Annotated in this window: 20 protein-coding genes and 1 tRNA gene; 3 read left to right on the forward strand and 18 right to left on the reverse strand. The window is 38.4% G+C overall.

The genetic code is table 11. The features are described 5' to 3' along the window. Window positions 1-24: 24 nt before the first annotated feature. Window positions 25-432: a GFA family protein gene (locus tag F886_RS16105; RefSeq protein ID WP_005307454.1), complete on the reverse strand. Its 408-nt coding sequence runs from the start codon at window positions 430-432 to the stop codon at window positions 25-27. 179 nt (window positions 433-611) lie between these two features. Between F886_RS16105 and F886_RS16110 the strand changes: the two genes are divergently transcribed. Then, window positions 612-1,049 (forward strand): PaaI family thioesterase, encoded by a 438-nt coding sequence (locus F886_RS16110; RefSeq protein ID WP_005307459.1) that lies wholly within the window; start codon window positions 612-614, stop codon window positions 1,047-1,049. A 15-nt stretch (window positions 1,050-1,064) separates the two neighbouring features. Here the strand turns inward: F886_RS16110 and F886_RS16115 are convergent, their stop codons facing one another. Together F886_RS16115 and F886_RS20030 are read right to left on the reverse strand one after the other, a co-directional pair. Beyond that, window positions 1,065-1,496 (reverse strand): hypothetical protein, encoded by a 432-nt coding sequence (locus F886_RS16115; protein WP_005307462.1) that lies wholly within the window; start codon window positions 1,494-1,496, stop codon window positions 1,065-1,067. A 41-nt stretch (window positions 1,497-1,537) separates the two neighbouring features. Next, a complete protein-coding gene (locus F886_RS20030) occupies window positions 1,538-1,684 on the reverse strand; it encodes a hypothetical protein (protein ID WP_081402294.1) in 147 nt (48 codons plus the stop codon). Window positions 1,685-1,730: 46 nt separating this feature from the next. Between F886_RS20030 and F886_RS16120 the strand changes: the two genes are divergently transcribed. Then, window positions 1,731-1,806 (forward strand) — tRNA-Asn (locus tag F886_RS16120). 167 nt (window positions 1,807-1,973) lie between these two features. Here F886_RS16120 and F886_RS16125 read toward each other — a convergent pair. The 12 genes from F886_RS16125 to F886_RS16180 all read right to left on the reverse strand — a co-directional run bounded on the left by F886_RS16125 (window position 1,974) and on the right by F886_RS16180 (window position 12,281). After that, window positions 1,974-2,732, reverse strand: coding sequence for an SDR family oxidoreductase (locus F886_RS16125; RefSeq protein WP_005307465.1), 759 nt, complete (start codon window positions 2,730-2,732; stop codon window positions 1,974-1,976). A gap of 269 nt (window positions 2,733-3,001) precedes the next feature. After that, window positions 3,002-3,646 (reverse strand): MiaE family protein, encoded by a 645-nt coding sequence (locus F886_RS16130; protein ID WP_005307468.1) that lies wholly within the window; start codon window positions 3,644-3,646, stop codon window positions 3,002-3,004. A 6-nt stretch (window positions 3,647-3,652) separates the two neighbouring features. Then, entirely contained in the window at window positions 3,653-4,378 is a 726-nt protein-coding gene (gene pdxJ, locus F886_RS16135) for a pyridoxine 5'-phosphate synthase (protein ID WP_004790748.1), read from the reverse strand. Between the two features lie 13 nt (window positions 4,379-4,391). Continuing rightward, complete coding sequence (gene recO, locus F886_RS16140) at window positions 4,392-5,105, reverse strand: DNA repair protein RecO (protein ID WP_005307471.1); 714 nt, start codon at window positions 5,103-5,105, stop codon at window positions 4,392-4,394. 9 nt (window positions 5,106-5,114) lie between these two features. Next, window positions 5,115-5,318 (reverse strand): NF038104 family lipoprotein, encoded by a 204-nt coding sequence (locus F886_RS16145; protein ID WP_004790744.1) that lies wholly within the window; start codon window positions 5,316-5,318, stop codon window positions 5,115-5,117. Between the two features lie 17 nt (window positions 5,319-5,335). After that, window positions 5,336-6,358 (reverse strand): GTPase Era, encoded by a 1,023-nt coding sequence (gene era / locus F886_RS16150; protein WP_081399272.1) that lies wholly within the window; start codon window positions 6,356-6,358, stop codon window positions 5,336-5,338. 11 nt (window positions 6,359-6,369) lie between these two features. Next, window positions 6,370-7,062 (reverse strand): ribonuclease III, encoded by a 693-nt coding sequence (gene rnc / locus F886_RS16155; protein ID WP_004790741.1) that lies wholly within the window; start codon window positions 7,060-7,062, stop codon window positions 6,370-6,372. Then, window positions 7,034-7,408 carry a DUF4845 domain-containing protein gene (locus tag F886_RS16160; protein WP_005307477.1) on the reverse strand — a complete coding sequence of 125 codons (375 nt, stop codon included), beginning with the start codon at window positions 7,406-7,408 and terminating at the stop codon, window positions 7,034-7,036. The genes rnc and F886_RS16160 overlap by 29 nt, the downstream gene beginning before the upstream one ends. A gap of 24 nt (window positions 7,409-7,432) precedes the next feature. Next, complete coding sequence (lepB, locus tag F886_RS16165) at window positions 7,433-8,260, reverse strand: signal peptidase I (RefSeq protein WP_004790734.1); 828 nt, start codon at window positions 8,258-8,260, stop codon at window positions 7,433-7,435. A 75-nt stretch (window positions 8,261-8,335) separates the two neighbouring features. Continuing rightward, window positions 8,336-10,153, reverse strand: a complete 1,818-nt coding sequence (lepA, locus tag F886_RS16170) for a translation elongation factor 4 (protein ID WP_005307480.1) — start codon at window positions 10,151-10,153, stop codon at window positions 8,336-8,338. 174 nt (window positions 10,154-10,327) lie between these two features. After that, window positions 10,328-10,780: an acyl-CoA thioesterase gene (locus F886_RS16175; RefSeq protein ID WP_004790729.1), complete on the reverse strand. Its 453-nt coding sequence runs from the start codon at window positions 10,778-10,780 to the stop codon at window positions 10,328-10,330. A gap of 124 nt (window positions 10,781-10,904) precedes the next feature. Further along, window positions 10,905-12,281, reverse strand: a complete 1,377-nt coding sequence (locus F886_RS16180) for a Do family serine endopeptidase (RefSeq protein ID WP_005307484.1) — start codon at window positions 12,279-12,281, stop codon at window positions 10,905-10,907. A 230-nt stretch (window positions 12,282-12,511) separates the two neighbouring features. Here F886_RS16180 and nadB point away from each other — a divergent pair, with 230 nt between their 5' ends. Continuing rightward, the gene (gene nadB / locus F886_RS16185) at window positions 12,512-14,155 is read left to right on the forward strand and encodes an L-aspartate oxidase (RefSeq protein WP_034591248.1); all 1,644 of its coding nucleotides are present in this window, start codon (window positions 12,512-12,514) and stop codon (window positions 14,153-14,155) included. Window positions 14,156-14,211: 56 nt separating this feature from the next. On the opposite strand, the gene F886_RS16190 is transcribed toward nadB, so the two are convergent. The 3 genes from F886_RS16190 to mltG all read right to left on the reverse strand — a co-directional run bounded on the left by F886_RS16190 (window position 14,212) and on the right by mltG (window position 16,445). Continuing rightward, window positions 14,212-14,628 carry a PaaI family thioesterase gene (locus F886_RS16190; RefSeq protein ID WP_005307487.1) on the reverse strand — a complete coding sequence of 139 codons (417 nt, stop codon included), beginning with the start codon at window positions 14,626-14,628 and terminating at the stop codon, window positions 14,212-14,214. Window positions 14,629-14,765: 137 nt separating this feature from the next. Continuing rightward, complete coding sequence (tmk, locus tag F886_RS16195) at window positions 14,766-15,365, reverse strand: dTMP kinase (protein ID WP_005307489.1); 600 nt, start codon at window positions 15,363-15,365, stop codon at window positions 14,766-14,768. Between the two features lie 9 nt (window positions 15,366-15,374). Continuing rightward, entirely contained in the window at window positions 15,375-16,445 is a 1,071-nt protein-coding gene (mltG, locus tag F886_RS16200; protein WP_005307490.1) for an endolytic transglycosylase MltG, read from the reverse strand.

Consider the following 16,445-nt stretch of genomic DNA (forward strand, 5'->3'; position numbering starts at 1 on the left):
GGCCCTTTTTTATAATTAAAATTATTATAGGTTAAATAACGCAGCAACCTGAGCCTCGGTCAATTTCTTTGTATCATTTTGAAAAGTATAAAAATCGGGTTTTGAATCAATAAAAATTTCCATATCCAAATTCAAGTCTTCTACTGGCTCATTTAAAGAAAATGCATTGATGTTGCAGTAGCTTTGATCTTTCGTTCTCCAAAAAATTGTTGTTCCACAAGCATTACAAAAACCTCGTTCTCCCCAGTCAGAAGAGTTAAATACACTAAGATGCTTTTGCTGAATAAACTTTAAACTACCTTTGACCACATCAATTGTCATAATGACACCACTGGTTTGTCTACGACACATCGAGCAATGGCAAGCATGTACATCATGATTTTTTAATTCAACTTCAAAAGTTGTTTCACCACATAAACACTGACCGTTCATTATTATTTTCCACACTAAGTTTATATTTTTAGAGTTATAAAATATTCTGCTCAACCAAAATTTACAAGTTTATAAACTATAAAGTGGCCTATATTTCTTGTACTTGACAATATGTATTTTAACGCCTAATTTAACATCAAGTTCTATTTTGGAACTTAAAGAATTAAAGGACTCAAAAAATGAAAAATCCGATGGAAATGACTGGTCTTGAATTTTTACAAGCCATGATAGAAGGCCATATTCCTCCTGCAAGCATTAGTAAAACGATACCTATGCAACCTACTGAAATCTCAGAAGGATCTGTTACTTTTAAAGCCCAAGCGGATCATAACCATCTAAATCCACTCGGTGGCGTGCATGGTGGTTTTGCTGCCACAGTCCTAGATTCGGTGACTGGCTGTGCAGTACATACGATGTTACCCGCGAGTGTAGGCTATGGCACAATCGACCTTAATGTAAAAATGTGCCGCCCGATTCCAAAGAACCATCCTTTAATTGCGACAGGCAAAGTCATTAATTTAAGTAAAAATTTAGGTATTTCCGAAGGAAAGATTATTGATGAGGAAGGTAAACTGTATGCCTATGCAACAGCAACCTGCATGATTATTCGTCCCTAATGATTAAAGGCAGCCTTAAACCGCTGCCTTTTTTATTGAGTAATCTTGATTATTTGGACGCTCACAAGTTTGCGCAATCACATAAGGTGCCCAAATATTTTTAAGTTGAAGTTCTATAATTTCTTGATGCTCAGTAGACCAAGCTAACACTTTATTTTTACCCAACAATAACTCCCCTTCTAATTGAAAAATATATAGAGATTTAGAGGAGTTTAACAATTTCGAGCTTTTTAAAATTTTAAGTGAATTATGCACATTCCATTTAGAGCTAAACCAAAGTTGCAGTAAATCACCTAAATATAAGTTCTGTTTTTTGAAAGGATAACCATCAATCCATGCATCTTCTACAGGTGTGTAATAAGATTCTGATTGAGTTAAGACATTAAGATAATTTTGTTGATAAAAATCAAAATTAGAAAAAATAGAAGCAATCGTAAGCGTTTTCATACTTATCTCCGATTTAGCCATTTTAGTGCTGGCAAGTTGGTTTAAATCCACACTGTTTGGATTTCTCCAAACGCTTGTTCTTTCTTGAATCTAGCAACTGACTTTTTAAAGTGCAAGTAATTTCTTAACGCAGCACCCAACTGATCAAATAAAAAGCATACAACACAAAAATGAAGTAAACATGACAATTTAGACTTGACCCTTCTCAAAATCTCCTTATAATCGCATGCAGATTCTCCCATAGCTCAGTCGGTAGAGCGACGGACTGTTAATCCGCAGGTCCCTGGTTCGAGCCCAGGTGGGAGAGCCAAATACTAAAAAGCCCGCAGCATTAAAGCGGGCTTTTTTTTGCCCTAATTTTATTAATAGCTATAAAAAATCCCCTATCAATATAGAGGATTTAATTTTCATGCTTAAACCATTTACTTAGCTTAATGATCTAATCTAAGTTTGAAAAAATATTCTTTTCTTAAATCATTATTCCATTTCAACCACTTTTAAAGGATTAAAAGACTGAGTGGTCGGCATCATTTCAATACGATTAATATTAATGTGCGGAGGTTGTGAAGCAACCCAAGCTACCGTATTTGCAATATCTTCAGGCAAGATTGGATTCTTTTTATCATAAAGACTGTTCACTTTCTCTTGGTCACCTTTAAAACGTACCAAAGAAAACTCTGTACCCCCACAAAGCCCCGGCTCAATGTTAGTTACTCGAATGCCGGTACCTGATAGATCAGCTCGAAGGTTTAAACTAAATTGCTCCACGAATGCTTTGGTGGCACCGTAAACATTACCACCCGGATATGGGTATGTACCTGCAATTGACCCCATATTAATAATTAAGCCGGACTTTTTCTTTACCATGCTTGGTAAAATTAGTCGGGTAACAGTAATAAGCCCCTTAACATTGGTATCAATCATAGTGTACCAATCATCTAAATCTGATTTATCTGCTGACTCCAACCCTAAGGCCAATCCAGCATTATTTACCAATAAATCAATTTGACTGATTTGAAATTCGGCTGGTAAATCAACTAGGGCCTTATTTATATTTTCTACGGTATCTGTCATGTCAAATACTAAGGGATAGAACTTTTCACCAAGTTCTTGCTGTAATTCTTTTAATTTTTCTGCCCGTCTTCCACAGCCAATAACTTTGTAACCTAACTCAATCAGTTTTTTTGAAATACTATAACCAAAGCCCGCAGAGGCACCTGTAACTAATGCTAACATTCTTATATCCTTAAAATATTCGACTAATTTAGTTGAACCGATTATGAACAAAACTATCTTTATATTTACATAATATTCGTTATTACTTTAAAAAATAAAAGTTTTTTAAAAAAATTTAAGAGAAATTAAAATTTATAAAAAATATATTTATTAAATAATTATATGCATAAAAAAACTAAAAGCAGAACATACCGACCGCCGAAGAAATAAAGCTCACCTAATAAAAAGTTTACCTTTTACGGTAAACTTTTTATTTAAAACTTCTAATATTATACAGGCACACCGCTATGAAAACGGAAGGTATCATCAGGCGTTAAAATCAGATTCTTTTCAACCTCACGAATATGCTCAATACGCTGCTGAATATCCTCTTTAGGATTTTTCATTTTTGCAGTTTTTGCAACATCAAGTGCAAGCGCCAAATAGTCTTCAAAATGACGAGACTCCGACTTAAGCAAATAGCGATAATAGCGTCCTAACTCATCATCTACACGTGGGGCAAGAGCATGAAAGCGTTCGCATGAGCGCGCCTCAACAAAAGCACCTACCACAAGTACATCAATTAAAGCCTCTGGCTCATAAGTACGAATCTCTTTACGGAGCCCACCAGCATAGCGCCCTGCACTTAAGCCATCCCATTTTTGGCCACGCTTGGCCATAAGCTCAAGCACTTGTTCATAATGAAGCATTTCTTCCCGTACCAGCTGTGCAAGCTTTACTTGCAAATCTGGGAAGAAGCTATAACGAAACATTAAGTTCATTGCTGTACTAGCTGCTTTTTTTTCACAATTAGCATGATCTTGCATCAAAATATCTAGATTATTGATTGCCTCATCTAACCATGCTTTTGGCGTTTGACAGCCTAAAAAAGCTAAAACAGGTTGCATTAATTCATCGTAATTGATACTCGACATAACCAATTAACCCGCCACCTGAATTGCTGCTTTCATATCTTTAACAGCTTGAACCAGACCTACAAAAACACTATCTGCAATAATTGAGTGCCCAATATTTAACTCGTGAATTTGTGAGATAGCAGCAATTGGAGCAATATTTTTAAGGTTAAGGCCATGACCAGCATTTACAACTAAACCTTTTGAAGCTGCATATTCAACACCTTTGATAATACGCGCCAGCTCAGCCTGTTGATCTTGCTCTGTTGCCGCATCTGCATATGCACCCGTGTGTAACTCAATCGTAGGTGCACCACATGCAACTGCTGCATCAATTTGAGCTAAATCAGCATCAATAAATAATGATACGTCGCAGCCAATAGCAGCTAAAGTCTGAGTTGCAGCTTTAACTTTTTCAAAGTTGCCTACTACATCTAAACCACCTTCGGTAGTTACTTCTTGGCGTCTTTCAGGAACAAAACAAACATGCTGTGGCTGAATTTCTTTCGCAAACTCGACCATTTCATCAGTAACAGCCAACTCAAGATTCATACGTGTTTTTAATAATGGACGCATGCGACGTACGTCATCATCTTGAATATGGCGACGGTCTTCACGCAAATGCAAAGTAATGCCCTCTGCACCAGCTTGTTCACAAATAAGAGCAGCTTCTACAGGATCTGGGTAAGTAGTACCGCGCGCCTGTCTCAAAGTAGCAACATGGTCTATGTTTACACCAAGCAATGCAGCCATAAATAAATCCTAATTACGATTGAGTTTGAGTGTTTTGAATCCACAATTGTCGACTTTTTAGGGGACGATCACCTAAAAGCGATGTAATCATTTGACGGTATAGTTTACCTAATAATTGCAGTTGTTCGAGAGAAAAATCCTGCCCTTGCTCATAATCCAACATAGACAAAATCGCTTTCCCTGACAAAGAAGAACGACTCGCCTGCACAACAGGAGCAAAACCCTCTGTCACTTGAAATTGATAAAACTGATGAGTCTGAATCGGCTGTTGTTGGGTATCGACTGAGAAATCAATCGCGTATCCAAGTTCAGGAAGTAAAATATGCTCGAACTGGCGCAAAATCTGCCGAAGAAAAAGGTCAGGATTTTCGTGGGATGATAATTGTTGTAATTGAAGTAACGTTAACTGATATTGCTCAAACGTTTGTGGCATTGTCTCTTCTAAGGGACAAAGTCTAAGAACAACTTCATTTAAATAAAATCCGGCAAAAAAAGCATCACCAAAAAAGAATACAGGCTGATTTAAGATTTCAAGCTTTGTAAAGTTTTTCAGCTCACTTTTACCCGTGGCTTGCAATCGAATAGGCTGATATTGAGGGGGCGGAGTCTGTCTTAAAATACCATCGACTCGCCCATACTCCTGAGTAAAAAGATGCACAATATGACTTTTTTCACGGTACTTACGGTGATGAATCATATATCCATGGAGGACTTCATTGCGCATCATAAAAAGAAACTATTCCTCAGATTCTTTTTCTTTTTTGTCATCCTCATCATCACCATCAGGAATTACCGCCCCTACAACAGCTGCTGTACCTTTAACAACACCTTTTGTAGTTTTATAGGCGATACCTACTGGTACGGTTACAAGCTTATATACACAACCTTGTAACATCAATGTACATCCAATTATAGCGACCAATGATGTAATTGTTTTCATACCAGCATCCTTATCCTTTAGATATCACTATATCCTAAACTTTTTAAAGCACGCTCATCATCAGACCAACCACCTTTAACTTTAACCCACAAGGTAAGCATGATCTTTTGCTCGAACATTTTTTCCATGTCTTTACGAGCATCCATACCGATTGTTTTAAGCTTGGCACCTTTTTCACCAATCACAATCGCTTTTTGGCCTGCACGATCTACAAAAATCGTTGCATCAATATAAGTACAGGCTGGCTTTAAACGACCAGTTTTTTCATTAACAGTCTCTTCTTCCGTTTTGAAAGATTCAATTTGTACTGTTAAATCATAAGGTAATTCTTCACCTAACTGACGCATGATTTTTTCGCGAATAATTTCGCTAGCTAAAAAGCGTTCAGAACGGTCAGTAATCTGATCAAATGAATACAAAGGCGCTTGGTAAGGAAGATACTTCTCAATCGTTTCGCTCAAGTGTTCCAAATTTGCTCCGCGTAATGCAGATACAGGAACGATCTCGGCAAAATTCATAAGTTTAGCGCGCTCTTGAATCAAAGGCAGAATATCTCTTTTATCTTCAAAAGTATCAGCTTTGTTAATCACCAAAATAACTGGCATTTCAGCATTCTTGAGTTTTTCAAGCACTAAGTCGTCATTTTGCGTCCACTTATAAGCATCAATAACAAATAAGACCAAATTGACGTCGCGCAATGCAGAATGAGCTGCACGATTCATCATTTTATTAATAGCGCGCACTTCTTTTTTATGCATACCTGGGGTATCTACATATACCGCCTGCATTTTTTCACGCGAATCAATACCAATAATTTTATGACGTGTTGTTTGAGGTTTACGCGAAGTAATAGAAAGCTTTTGACCTAACAAATGGTTCATGAGGGTAGATTTACCCACATTTGGACGTCCCACAATCGCCACAAATCCGCTCTTAAAATCCGAAGGAATTGTTACGCCTTTGGAACTAAAAAATTGATCAATCAGATTATTAGGATCTTGGTTCTCATTTGAATCTGGATTGATTTGATCAGAATGCATCGACATGCAGGTTATTGCTCCAATAACTTTAAAATTTCCGCCGCTGCTGCCTGCTCGGCAAAACGACGACTTGAACCCTCACCATGAATCTTTGATAAGCCATCTATCAAACATTCAACTTTAAAGTGCTGGTGAGGTGCATCACCCTGAATATCTACAACCTCGTAAACAGGGAGAGGTTTTTTACGTGCTTGTAGATACTCTTGTAAACGTGATTTAGGGTCTTTAAGTTGATCCGTAGGCTCAATATGGTCTAAATACGGTACATACCATTTTAGCACAATATCTGTAAGTAAGTTGAGATCACCACTATCAATATAAATTGCACCAATAATGGCTTCTACCGTGTCAGCCAATATTGACTCACGATGATGACCACCAGATTTCAATTCACCCGTACTTAATATTAAACACCGACTAAGTTGCAAATCGGTTGCAATCTTACCTAACGCTTCCTGACGTACTAAAGTCGCTCGCATACGCGTTAGGCGACCTTCGTTTTCATTTGGATAGGCATGATATAGATAATTGGCAATAATCATGCCTAATAATGAATCGCCTAAAAACTCCAAGCGCTCGTAATTGTATTTATGACTCACCGAACGATGAGTCAAAGCTAACTGTAACAATTCAAGCTGCTTGAATTGATATCCGATTCGACTCAATAAGCGAGGATCACTTAGTTTGAACTGATGTTTTATCAAAACTCTTCTCAAATGTTAAAACTAAATCAATATTTGATAAGAAGGGTTTTCTTACCTCATATTTCTTTTGGACTTTTAGACCAGACTCATTAAACACTTGCGCAATCTCTTTAAAATGAAGATCACGAATATTGTTCATTTCCAGTCGCTGATCCATTTGTGTCATAAACTTCTGTGGAGTGATGTCAGAAGAGCTTTCTTGTAAAAGCTCTTCTATTTGATTATTAATCAATCGATCATCCCAATATGCTGGCCAAACTGCAAGTACAGCTTTTACTGCAACCGCAAATATAACCACCCCAAATAAAATTGCTAAATACGAAGTACCTTGTTGTGCCTTACGCATTTCTTTTTTTCCTAATGGTTGTTTTTAATCTATTTTTCCATTTCGGCCAAAGTTAGGAAGATGTAAGCCCGGTTCTTTATGCATCCAGACATAGAATGCTCGTCCTGTTAAATTTTCTTCAGGAACAAAGCCCCAGAAACGACTGTCTGCACTTTGATCACGGTTATCCCCCATTGCAAAGTAATGTCCTTTTGGAACAGTCACTTCCCAATATAAACCGTCTTGGTTTGCATATTTACCATTTTCAACATAGTTGATAAACGGTGCTTGACGCGCCACATTTACGCCTTCAAGTTCACGCATTGTAAAGGTGTGCGTACCAATCGTCTCTTTATGATAAATAGACGTTGGTGTATCTAATACATCTTTTTCACGGCTAAACTGTGTTAATACTTTCGGTACTTTTTGTCCGTTAATAATCAATTGTCCATGATCATAAACAAGATGATCGCCTGGTAAACCGATTACACGTTTAATATAACTAATGGTAGGTTGAGGTGGATAACGGAATACAATCACATCACCACGCTTTGGTTCTCCCACATCAATAATTTTCTTATTAACGATAGGTAAACGCACACCATAATCAAATTTATTAACCAGAATAAAATCACCAGTTTCTAAAGTAGGTACCATAGAGTCTGATGGGATATTAAATGGTTCGTAAAGGAATGAACGAAGTACAAGTACTACAGCTAAAACTGGCCAAAAGTCATAAGCCCATGTAATAACAAAATTTTCGTTCCCGCGCCCTTTATTTGCACGCTGTTTGAATACAAGTTTATCTAACAACCACACTGCAAATAGAATCAGCGTAACTGGAACAAGAATTAAATTAAAATCAAAATCCACACGACCTCACTCGCAGCCTAGCTGCTTGTCTTAAAATAGGGAAAAGTGATGTCTTACTTCCCCTACCTTCATTTCTTATCTTTCTACTTTCAATACAGCCAAGAACGCTTCTTGTGGAATTTCAACACTTCCCACTTGTTTCATACGTTTCTTACCTTCTTTTTGTTTAGAAAGTAGTTTTTTCTTACGTGAAACGTCACCACCATAACATTTTGCCAATACGTTTTTACGCATCGCTTTTACAGTAGAACGGGCAATAATTTGCGCACCGATTGCTGCCTGAATAGCAACATCGAACATTTGGCGAGGAATCAAGTCTTTCATTTTCTCAACCAATGCAATACCACGATGGCGTGCATCATTACGGTGACAAATCATAGCCAAGGCATCAACCTTTTCGCTATTAATTAACACATCAACCTTAACTAAAGCTGAACTTTCAAAACGTACAAAGTTATAGTCTAGCGATGCAAAGCCACGAGAGCATGACTTTAATCTGTCAAAGAAATCCATAACGACTTCAGCCATCGGGATTTCAAAAGTAATAGAAACTTGGTTACCCAAGAATTTCATATCTTTTTGTACACCACGGCGTTCAATACAAAGGGTCATTACGTTCCCTAAGTATTCTTGAGGAACAAGGATATGACATTCAGCAATTGGTTCACGCAAATCTTCTACAGTCGATCCGTCTGGCATTTTTGATGGACTGTCGATATAAATCGTTTCGCCCTTCTTGGTTAATGCTTCATAAATTACGGTAGGCGCAGAACTGATGAGATCAAGATCGTACTCACGCTCTAAACGCTCTTGTACAATCTCCATGTGTAGCATCCCTAAGAAGCCACAACGGAAACCAAAACCCAATGCATCAGAGCTTTCTGGTTCAAAGAATAAAGCTGAGTCGTTAATTTGTAATTTTTGTAGCGCTTCACGGAATGGCTCAAAATCACTCGCATCAATCGGGAAAAGACCAGCATAAACCTGTGGTTTAACCTTTTTGAAACCCGGTAAAATCGCAACATCCGGGGTAGATGTAAGAGTAATCGTGTCACCTACTGGTGCACCAAAAATATCTTTAATACCCGCAATTACAAAACCTACTTCGCCAGCTTCAAGAATATCTGTTTCAGTATGCTTCGGATTAAATACACCCACTGAAGTTACTGGATGAGTTTGACCTGTCGATTTAACCAACATTTTGTCGCCCTTACGGATACGACCTTGTTTAATACGTACAAGAGAAACTACACCTAGGTAGTTATCAAACCATGAGTCGATAATTAATGCTTGTAAAGGTGCTTCACGATCGCCTTCAGGCGCTGGAATAACATCGACTAAACGCTCTAAAACACCTTCAACACCTAAACCAGTTTTTGCTGAACAGGTTGGTGCATCTGTCGCTTCAATCCCGATAATTTCTTCAATTTCATGAATTACACGTTCAGGTTCAGCCTGCGGTAAATCAATTTTATTTAAAATAGGAAGAACTTCGAGACCTTGTTCAATCGCGGTATAACAGTTTGCAACTGATTGTGCTTCTACACCTTGTGCAGCATCTACAACCAATAGTGCACCTTCACATGCAGCTAATGAACGAGAAACTTCATAAGAGAAGTCTACGTGTCCAGGAGTATCAATAAAGTTAAGTTGATATTCTTGACCATTAGGATGAGTATAATATAGCGTGACTGAAGCGGCTTTAATGGTAATCCCACGTTCGCGCTCAAGCTCCATTGAGTCCAAGACTTGAGCTTGCATTTCACGATCTTGTAGACCACCACACATCTGAATAAAACGGTCAGCCAATGTAGACTTACCATGGTCAATGTGGGCAATAATCGAGAAATTTCGTATATTTTTGATATCGACGGATTTTTTAGCTTGCGCCATGGGTTACCTTGAGAAAATATAGAGTGCTATGTAGCTTGTTTTAATACACAGCCAAAGCAGTTAAATAAATTGCGTGAGATTATAACAGATGGATATTTTAAAGTATCCAAAATAATCATGAGCTTTGTACTTATGTTTTAAAAATGACAATCAAAGTGAGCCCACTACTTCAGGTTATTGAGCATACGAAATAGTAAAATCATAAGGGTTTATGCTTGAATCAAGCGGCTTATATGCATGGGTAAAAGTTGGTGACATTCGTTTTGGACGTCCTGTAGCAATTTCAATACATGCCCATTTAGTATTTCCAACAAATAATACGGCCTGATCTGATGGACGGAAAAATACATATTGGCGGAACGAATAAAGAGCATTGATATCATCTAACCATGTGCGTAATACAATTTGTTCGCCTTCAAATGCAGCTTTACGATATTGCACATGATGTTCAACCGCGACCATTGCATGTTTTAGTTCAAGATATTTAGTTACCCCGACTCCTAAGGTCTCAACATGAGCAGCAGCTACATCTTGCATCCACTGTACATACATCACATTATTCACATGTCCTAAGGCATCAATATGATGTGGCTGCACCTGAATATGTAAATCAAAAATACTACTCACAAATGTTCACTCTTATTTATTAAATTTCAAACTGAAATAAGTGTAGGTAGATATCACTATACGCTCAAGATAAATAACAAAAAACCACCCATGTTTAGGGTGGTTCATTGTTTCTTTTTTAAGTTTACTGGATACGTAAACCAAGCATTGCGCGTTGTCCCTGGCGAATAATTGCAACACGCGCTACCGTATTTTTTTGCAAGTTAGAAACGACTTTTGCAAAATCCTGACTATTTAAAATCTGGTTATTGTTGACTTGAACAATCACATCACCCGGAATGATATTTGACAATGATGCTAGGCCACCACGGCGAACATCTTGTACATAGATACCACCTTTTACACTCAAAGCACTTTTTTCTGGCTCAGCTAAATCACGAATGCTCATTCCTAAAACTGGTCCTTTAGATACAGTACTTTGTGCACCTGTGGCAGGCGTTTCATCTGGAGCAGTCGTTAAAGTTGCTGAAATATTACGGGTTTTGTCATCACGTAATACTTCAAACTGGACAGTTTGATTCGGCTGTACTTTGTTTAATGCATAGAGTAATTCACTCGTGCGCGATACCGGATTACCGTTATATTTCAAAATCACGTCACCAGCTCGCAAGCCTGCTTTTTGTGCAGGTGAGTTCGGAGAAATTTGAGTAATTAAAGCACCTTCAGGTTTTGGTAACTTGTAAGCATCAGCAAGGTTGCGGTCAATGTCTTGCATCATCACACCAAGATAAGAGCGTGTTACCTTACCTTTAGTTTTAAGCTGTTCGGCTACATCCATCGCTACGTCAATCGGGATAGAGAAAGACAAGCCCATATAGCCGCCAGTACCACTAAATATTCGAGAGTTTACCCCGACTACTTCACCATTTTGGTTAAATAGTGGACCACCAGAGTTACCTGGGTTTAGCGCAACGTCAGTTTGAATAAATGGTACCGAAGTTTCACCACTCATATTTCGTGATTTAGCACTCACAATACCTGCCGACGCAGAGTAGTCAAAACCGAAAGGCGAACCAATTGCTAAAACTGGCTCTCCCACTCGCAAACGGTCAACATTTCCTACGCGTAAAGCTGGATAGCTATTTCCAGTCACCTTTAACAATGCAACGTCTGTACGCTCATCACTCCCAACCACAGTTGCATCAATTTCACGGCGGTCATTTAAAGTAATACTAATGCGTGAGGCATTTTCAATCACATGGTGGTTGGTGAGTAGGTAACCATCTTTACTAATAAAAAATGCACTACCGTATGCAGTTTTTTCTTGTGGACCCTGTTGCTGTGGAATGATGACCTGATTTCCAAAGAAACGTTTCAAAATTTCAGGGACTTGCTGCTGCAATAGTTCATCCTGAGTCATTTTTTTTACGACGTTTACACTCACCACTGCTGGACTAACTTGTTCAACGAGGTTTGAAAAATCAACAGCAGCATTTGCCTGAACAGCAGCAACTGTAAATACCGCTGCATACATTCCTTGTTGTAAATAGCGAGTTTTCATTCGGTGCTCACCCACAATTGGTCTACGAGAATAAGAATAAAAATGTTGTATCACAACGCTTTGGGGTTGTGCGTAACAATATGTTTATTTGTAAGGCATCCTTACATTCATTATTTTACGCATTGCAACTTTTTAAGCCAATTGCAATTTTTCTCTGAGTTAGAGCGCTTAAGCTCTTGCCTTTTTAGATAAAAAGGGGTGTCATTAGCGGACGTTTTAGATTGTTGCGAATGGACATGCCTAATTTACAGACAATTCACCACTTTGACGTGATTATTGTGGGCAGCGGCGGTGCTGGTTTAAGTCTGGCTTTATCGTTACCAAATCATTTTAATATTGCAGTTTTAGCCAAAGCTGCTTTAACCGAAGCAAGTACCTTCTATGCTCAAGGTGGTGTTGCTGCTGTTCTTGATGAGACTGACTCTATTCAACAGCACATTAATGACACTATGATTGCAGGCGCTCATTTATGTGAAATGGATGCGGTACAACATACCGTAGAAGGTGGTCGCCCTTCTGTTGATTTTCTTTTAAAGCAAGGCGTGCAATTTACTTTAGATGAAGATGAACAACTTCATTTAACGCGCGAAGGTGGTCATTCACAACGCCGTATTATCCATTCAGCTGATGCAACAGGTAAAGCTATTTCAACCACCTTGGTTGAACGTGCCCAAGAACGTAAAAATATTACTATTTTTGAAAACTACATTGCGATTGATTTAATTACATCGCATAAATTAGGTCATACCGATCAAGCGAATCGCGCTATTGGTTTGTATGCCTTAGATGAAAATACGGAAAAAGTTCATACCTTCCTTGCACCATTCACCGCACTGGCTTGCGGCGGTGCGATGAAAGCTTATCTGTACACATCTAATCCAGATATTGCTACAGGTGATGGTATTGCAATGGCCTTCCGTGCAGGTTGCCGTGTAGCCAATATGGAATTTAACCAATTCCACCCAACTTGCCTGTATCACCCTCAAGCTCGCTCTTTTTTAATTACCGAAGCCATGCGTGGTGAAGGTGCTTATTTGCGCTTACCTGATGGCGAGCGTTTTATGCTACGTTTTGATGATCGTGCAGAACTGGCTCCTCGCGATATTGTGGCACGTACCATTGACCATGAAATTAAACGCCTCGGTATTCGTCATGTGTGGTTGGACATTACACACAAATCACCAGAGTTTATCAAAGAGCACTTCCCTACACTTTATGCACGATTGCTTGAGTTAGGTATCGACATTACCAAAGACATGATTCCAGTGGTGCCAGCAGCTCACTATACATGTGGTGGTGTCGTGGTTGACTCAAATAGCCAAACGGATATTGAAGGTCTATATGCGATTGGTGAGACGTCTTATACGGGCTTACATGGTGCAAACCGTATGGCAAGTAACTCATTACTTGAGTGCTTCGTTTACGGAATGAGTGCAGCAAAAGATATCGAAAATAAATTTGATGAAAACTTCAAATTACCTGAAGTACCAACTTGGGATGACTCACAAGTAACCAATCCTGATGAAGATGTGGTGATTTTACAAAACTGGGATGAGTTACGTTCGACCATGTGGAACTATGTTGGTATTGTAAGAACTACAAAACGTTTAGAACGTGCTTTACACCGTATTGAAATGTTAAAGCGTGAAATCACTGAGTATTATCAAGACTACCGTGTTAGCAAAAACCTAATTGAGCTACGTAACCTTGTTTTAGTATCTGAGATGATCGTGCGCTGTGCTATGCAACGTAAAGAATCACGTGGTCTGCATTACACGCTTGATTATCCAAAAACTTCGAGTGAGATTCGTAAAACAGTTTTAACTCCTCCAAATTTTGCAGTAGAACAGCCATTAGTTAATACTGATATTTAAGCTGTTCTTCTACAAAAAAGCACAGTTCAGACTGTGCTTTTTATTTGGTTTAATATTTATGATCTAGGTGGAATTGAATAAGTCGCAGTCACATGTGCAACGGGTTCATCCAAACCGACCGAATAAATCCAGACCTCACCCACAACTAAACTCTTTCCTACTTTCATGAGCTTACACTCACTGCGTAAGTCTTGATCACCTGCGGGTTTTCTTAGAAAATTAATATTAAAATTGGTCGTTACAGCTAAACCGATAATTCCGATTTCACCTAATATTGCAATATATAAAGCAAAATCAGCCAAAGTCATCATGGTTGGGCCAGATATGGTGCCACCGGGCCGTTGATGTCTTTGATCGACATGATAATAAACGACAGCAGCTTTAGGCGTGACTGATTCAATCGTGCAATGTTCAAGACTTGGTGGAAATTCCTTTTCAAGAAATGCCACTATTTCTTCTTTTGAGCTTTTCATCCTTGTTATTCTTCAATCTATAAATCATATGTAAGATAGCATAAGAAAATAGCAGATATTTTCTATGACGTTTTAAATCAGAATTAACGTCATTTTTCACCACTCCCATAGTCTATAAGAGTGGCTCATCCAATTGCTTATCCTAAATATTGCAATGCCTGTTCGAATACCTGATCAGGACTTTGGGTTGCATCTATTCGCTTAATACGTTCAGGTTCAGCTTTCCATAAGGTTTCATAGCCTTCACGAACGTTAGTAAAGAAGCTTAACTTTTCTTGTTCAAAACGGTCTAAAGCTCCGCGTTCGCGTGCACGGTTCATACCGAGTTCAATCGGTGCATCTAACCAGAAAGTCACCTCAGGCATGCGTGAAACAAAGTTCTGATTTAAAAGCTGTAGTTTATCTTGGCTTAAACCACGACCAGAACATTGATAAGCAAAGCTTGCATCGGTAAAACGATCACTTAAAACAATTTTATTAGACTCTAGAGCCGGCAAAATAACTTGTTGTAAGTGTTGAGCACGTGCCGCATAAATGAGTAATAACTCGGTATCATGACTCATATTTTCATCATGATTCACCGCCAAAAGCATTGAACGTATTTGTTCTGCTAACGGCGTACCACCCGGTTCACGAGTTAAAACAACTTGTTTACCTTGCTCTTCAAAATGCTGATGAATTTTTCGAATGAGTGTAGTTTTACCTACCCCCTCCGTGCCTTCAAAGCTAATAAACATCTCTTTTCCTTATTTCTTCGATCTCAACACGGATAAGTACTCTTGCACCGCTTGATTATGCGCTTGCAAGCTTGCCGTAAATTTATGCCCACCATTGCCAGTCGCTACAAAATAGATGTTATTTGAATCATCTGGATGCAATGCAGCTTCAATTGCTTTTTGGCTTGGTAAAGCAATCGGCGTTGGCGGTAAGCCATTAATAGTATAAGTATTATATGCTGTTGGGGTACGGAGGTCTTCTCGAGTAATATTGCCTTTATAATTATTACCCATACCGTAAATAACGGTTGGATCCGTTTGTAAACGCATACCAATTTTTAAACGGCGAACAAAAACTCCTGAAACTTGTGTAAGTTCACTGTCTAAACTTGTTTCTTTCTCAACAATAGAAGCCATAATTAATGCTTCATATTTATCTTTATAAGGTAAATTCGGTGCACGATTTGCCCAAGCTGCATCTAGAGCTTTCATTTGACGGTGGTATAAATCGGTCAGAATTTTCTTATCTGTTTCACCTTTGGCAAAGAAATAAGTATTAGGTGCGAACAAGCCTTCAGGATGTCCGTAAGGAATCCCAAGCGCCTTCATCAGCTGATCATCTGGTAAATCTAATATTGTATTTTTTACATTTTTATCATTTTTGAGTGCAGTAATAAGCTGTTTAAAAGTTGTACCTTCAATGACCAAGACACGGTTCATCTGAGCATTATCTGCATCAGATAGCATTTCTAATACTTCTCTTACACTCATTCCCTGTTCAATTTCATACACGCCAGCTTTCATGCTGTCATGAATCATAAATTTCTGATAAAGCTTCAATACCACAGGAAAGCTAATTTTGCCTTCTTTCGCCAAACGATCAATAAAACCAGAATAGGTTTCACCAGATGTAATAGATAACATCTGTTTTTTGCCTTCAATAGGATAAGCTTTAAATAGACTCGACCATAAAATGGCAAAAGTAGAAATTAAAACAATAAAAAGGCCAATTAGAACCAATCGCTTAGAAAATTTTGGAGCTTGTTTTTTGTTATTTTTCTTGGCGTTTTTTGCTTTCGCATTCACAGGTGGCTTCGGCAT

Source organism: Acinetobacter sp. NIPH 542 (genome assembly GCF_000369825.1).
In the GTDB taxonomy this organism is placed as follows: domain Bacteria; phylum Pseudomonadota; class Gammaproteobacteria; order Pseudomonadales; family Moraxellaceae; genus Acinetobacter; species Acinetobacter oleivorans.

Bases quoted from the DNA above. Each gene is read 5' to 3' on its own strand.
- F886_RS16105 (WP_005307454.1), bottom strand. From the start codon at position 432: ATGAACGGTCAGTGTTTATGTGGTGAAACAACTTTTGAAGTTGAATTA.
- mltG (WP_005307490.1), bottom strand. From the start codon at position 16,445: ATGCCGAAGCCACCTGTGAATGCGAAAGCAAAAAACGCCAAGAAAAAT.
- F886_RS16180 (WP_005307484.1), bottom strand. From the start codon at position 12,281: ATGAAAACTCGCTATTTACAACAAGGAATGTATGCAGCGGTATTTACA.
- lepA (WP_005307480.1), bottom strand. From the start codon at position 10,153: ATGGCGCAAGCTAAAAAATCCGTCGATATCAAAAATATACGAAATTTC.
- F886_RS16110 (WP_005307459.1), top strand. From the start codon at position 612: ATGAAAAATCCGATGGAAATGACTGGTCTTGAATTTTTACAAGCCATG.
- F886_RS16160 (WP_005307477.1), bottom strand. From the start codon at position 7,408: ATGCGTAAGGCACAACAAGGTACTTCGTATTTAGCAATTTTATTTGGG.
- F886_RS16115 (WP_005307462.1), bottom strand. From the start codon at position 1,496: ATGAAAACGCTTACGATTGCTTCTATTTTTTCTAATTTTGATTTTTAT.
- F886_RS16190 (WP_005307487.1), bottom strand. From the start codon at position 14,628: ATGAAAAGCTCAAAAGAAGAAATAGTGGCATTTCTTGAAAAGGAATTT.
- F886_RS16125 (WP_005307465.1), bottom strand. From the start codon at position 2,732: ATGTTAGCATTAGTTACAGGTGCCTCTGCGGGCTTTGGTTATAGTATT.
- F886_RS16145 (WP_004790744.1), bottom strand. From the start codon at position 5,318: ATGAAAACAATTACATCATTGGTCGCTATAATTGGATGTACATTGATG.
- pdxJ (WP_004790748.1), bottom strand. From the start codon at position 4,378: ATGGCTGCATTGCTTGGTGTAAACATAGACCATGTTGCTACTTTGAGA.
- F886_RS16130 (WP_005307468.1), bottom strand. From the start codon at position 3,646: ATGTCGAGTATCAATTACGATGAATTAATGCAACCTGTTTTAGCTTTT.
- nadB (WP_034591248.1), top strand. From the start codon at position 12,512: ATGGACATGCCTAATTTACAGACAATTCACCACTTTGACGTGATTATT.
- tmk (WP_005307489.1), bottom strand. From the start codon at position 15,365: ATGTTTATTAGCTTTGAAGGCACGGAGGGGGTAGGTAAAACTACACTC.
- recO (WP_005307471.1), bottom strand. From the start codon at position 5,105: ATGATGCGCAATGAAGTCCTCCATGGATATATGATTCATCACCGTAAG.
- era (WP_081399272.1), bottom strand. From the start codon at position 6,358: ATGCATTCTGATCAAATCAATCCAGATTCAAATGAGAACCAAGATCCT.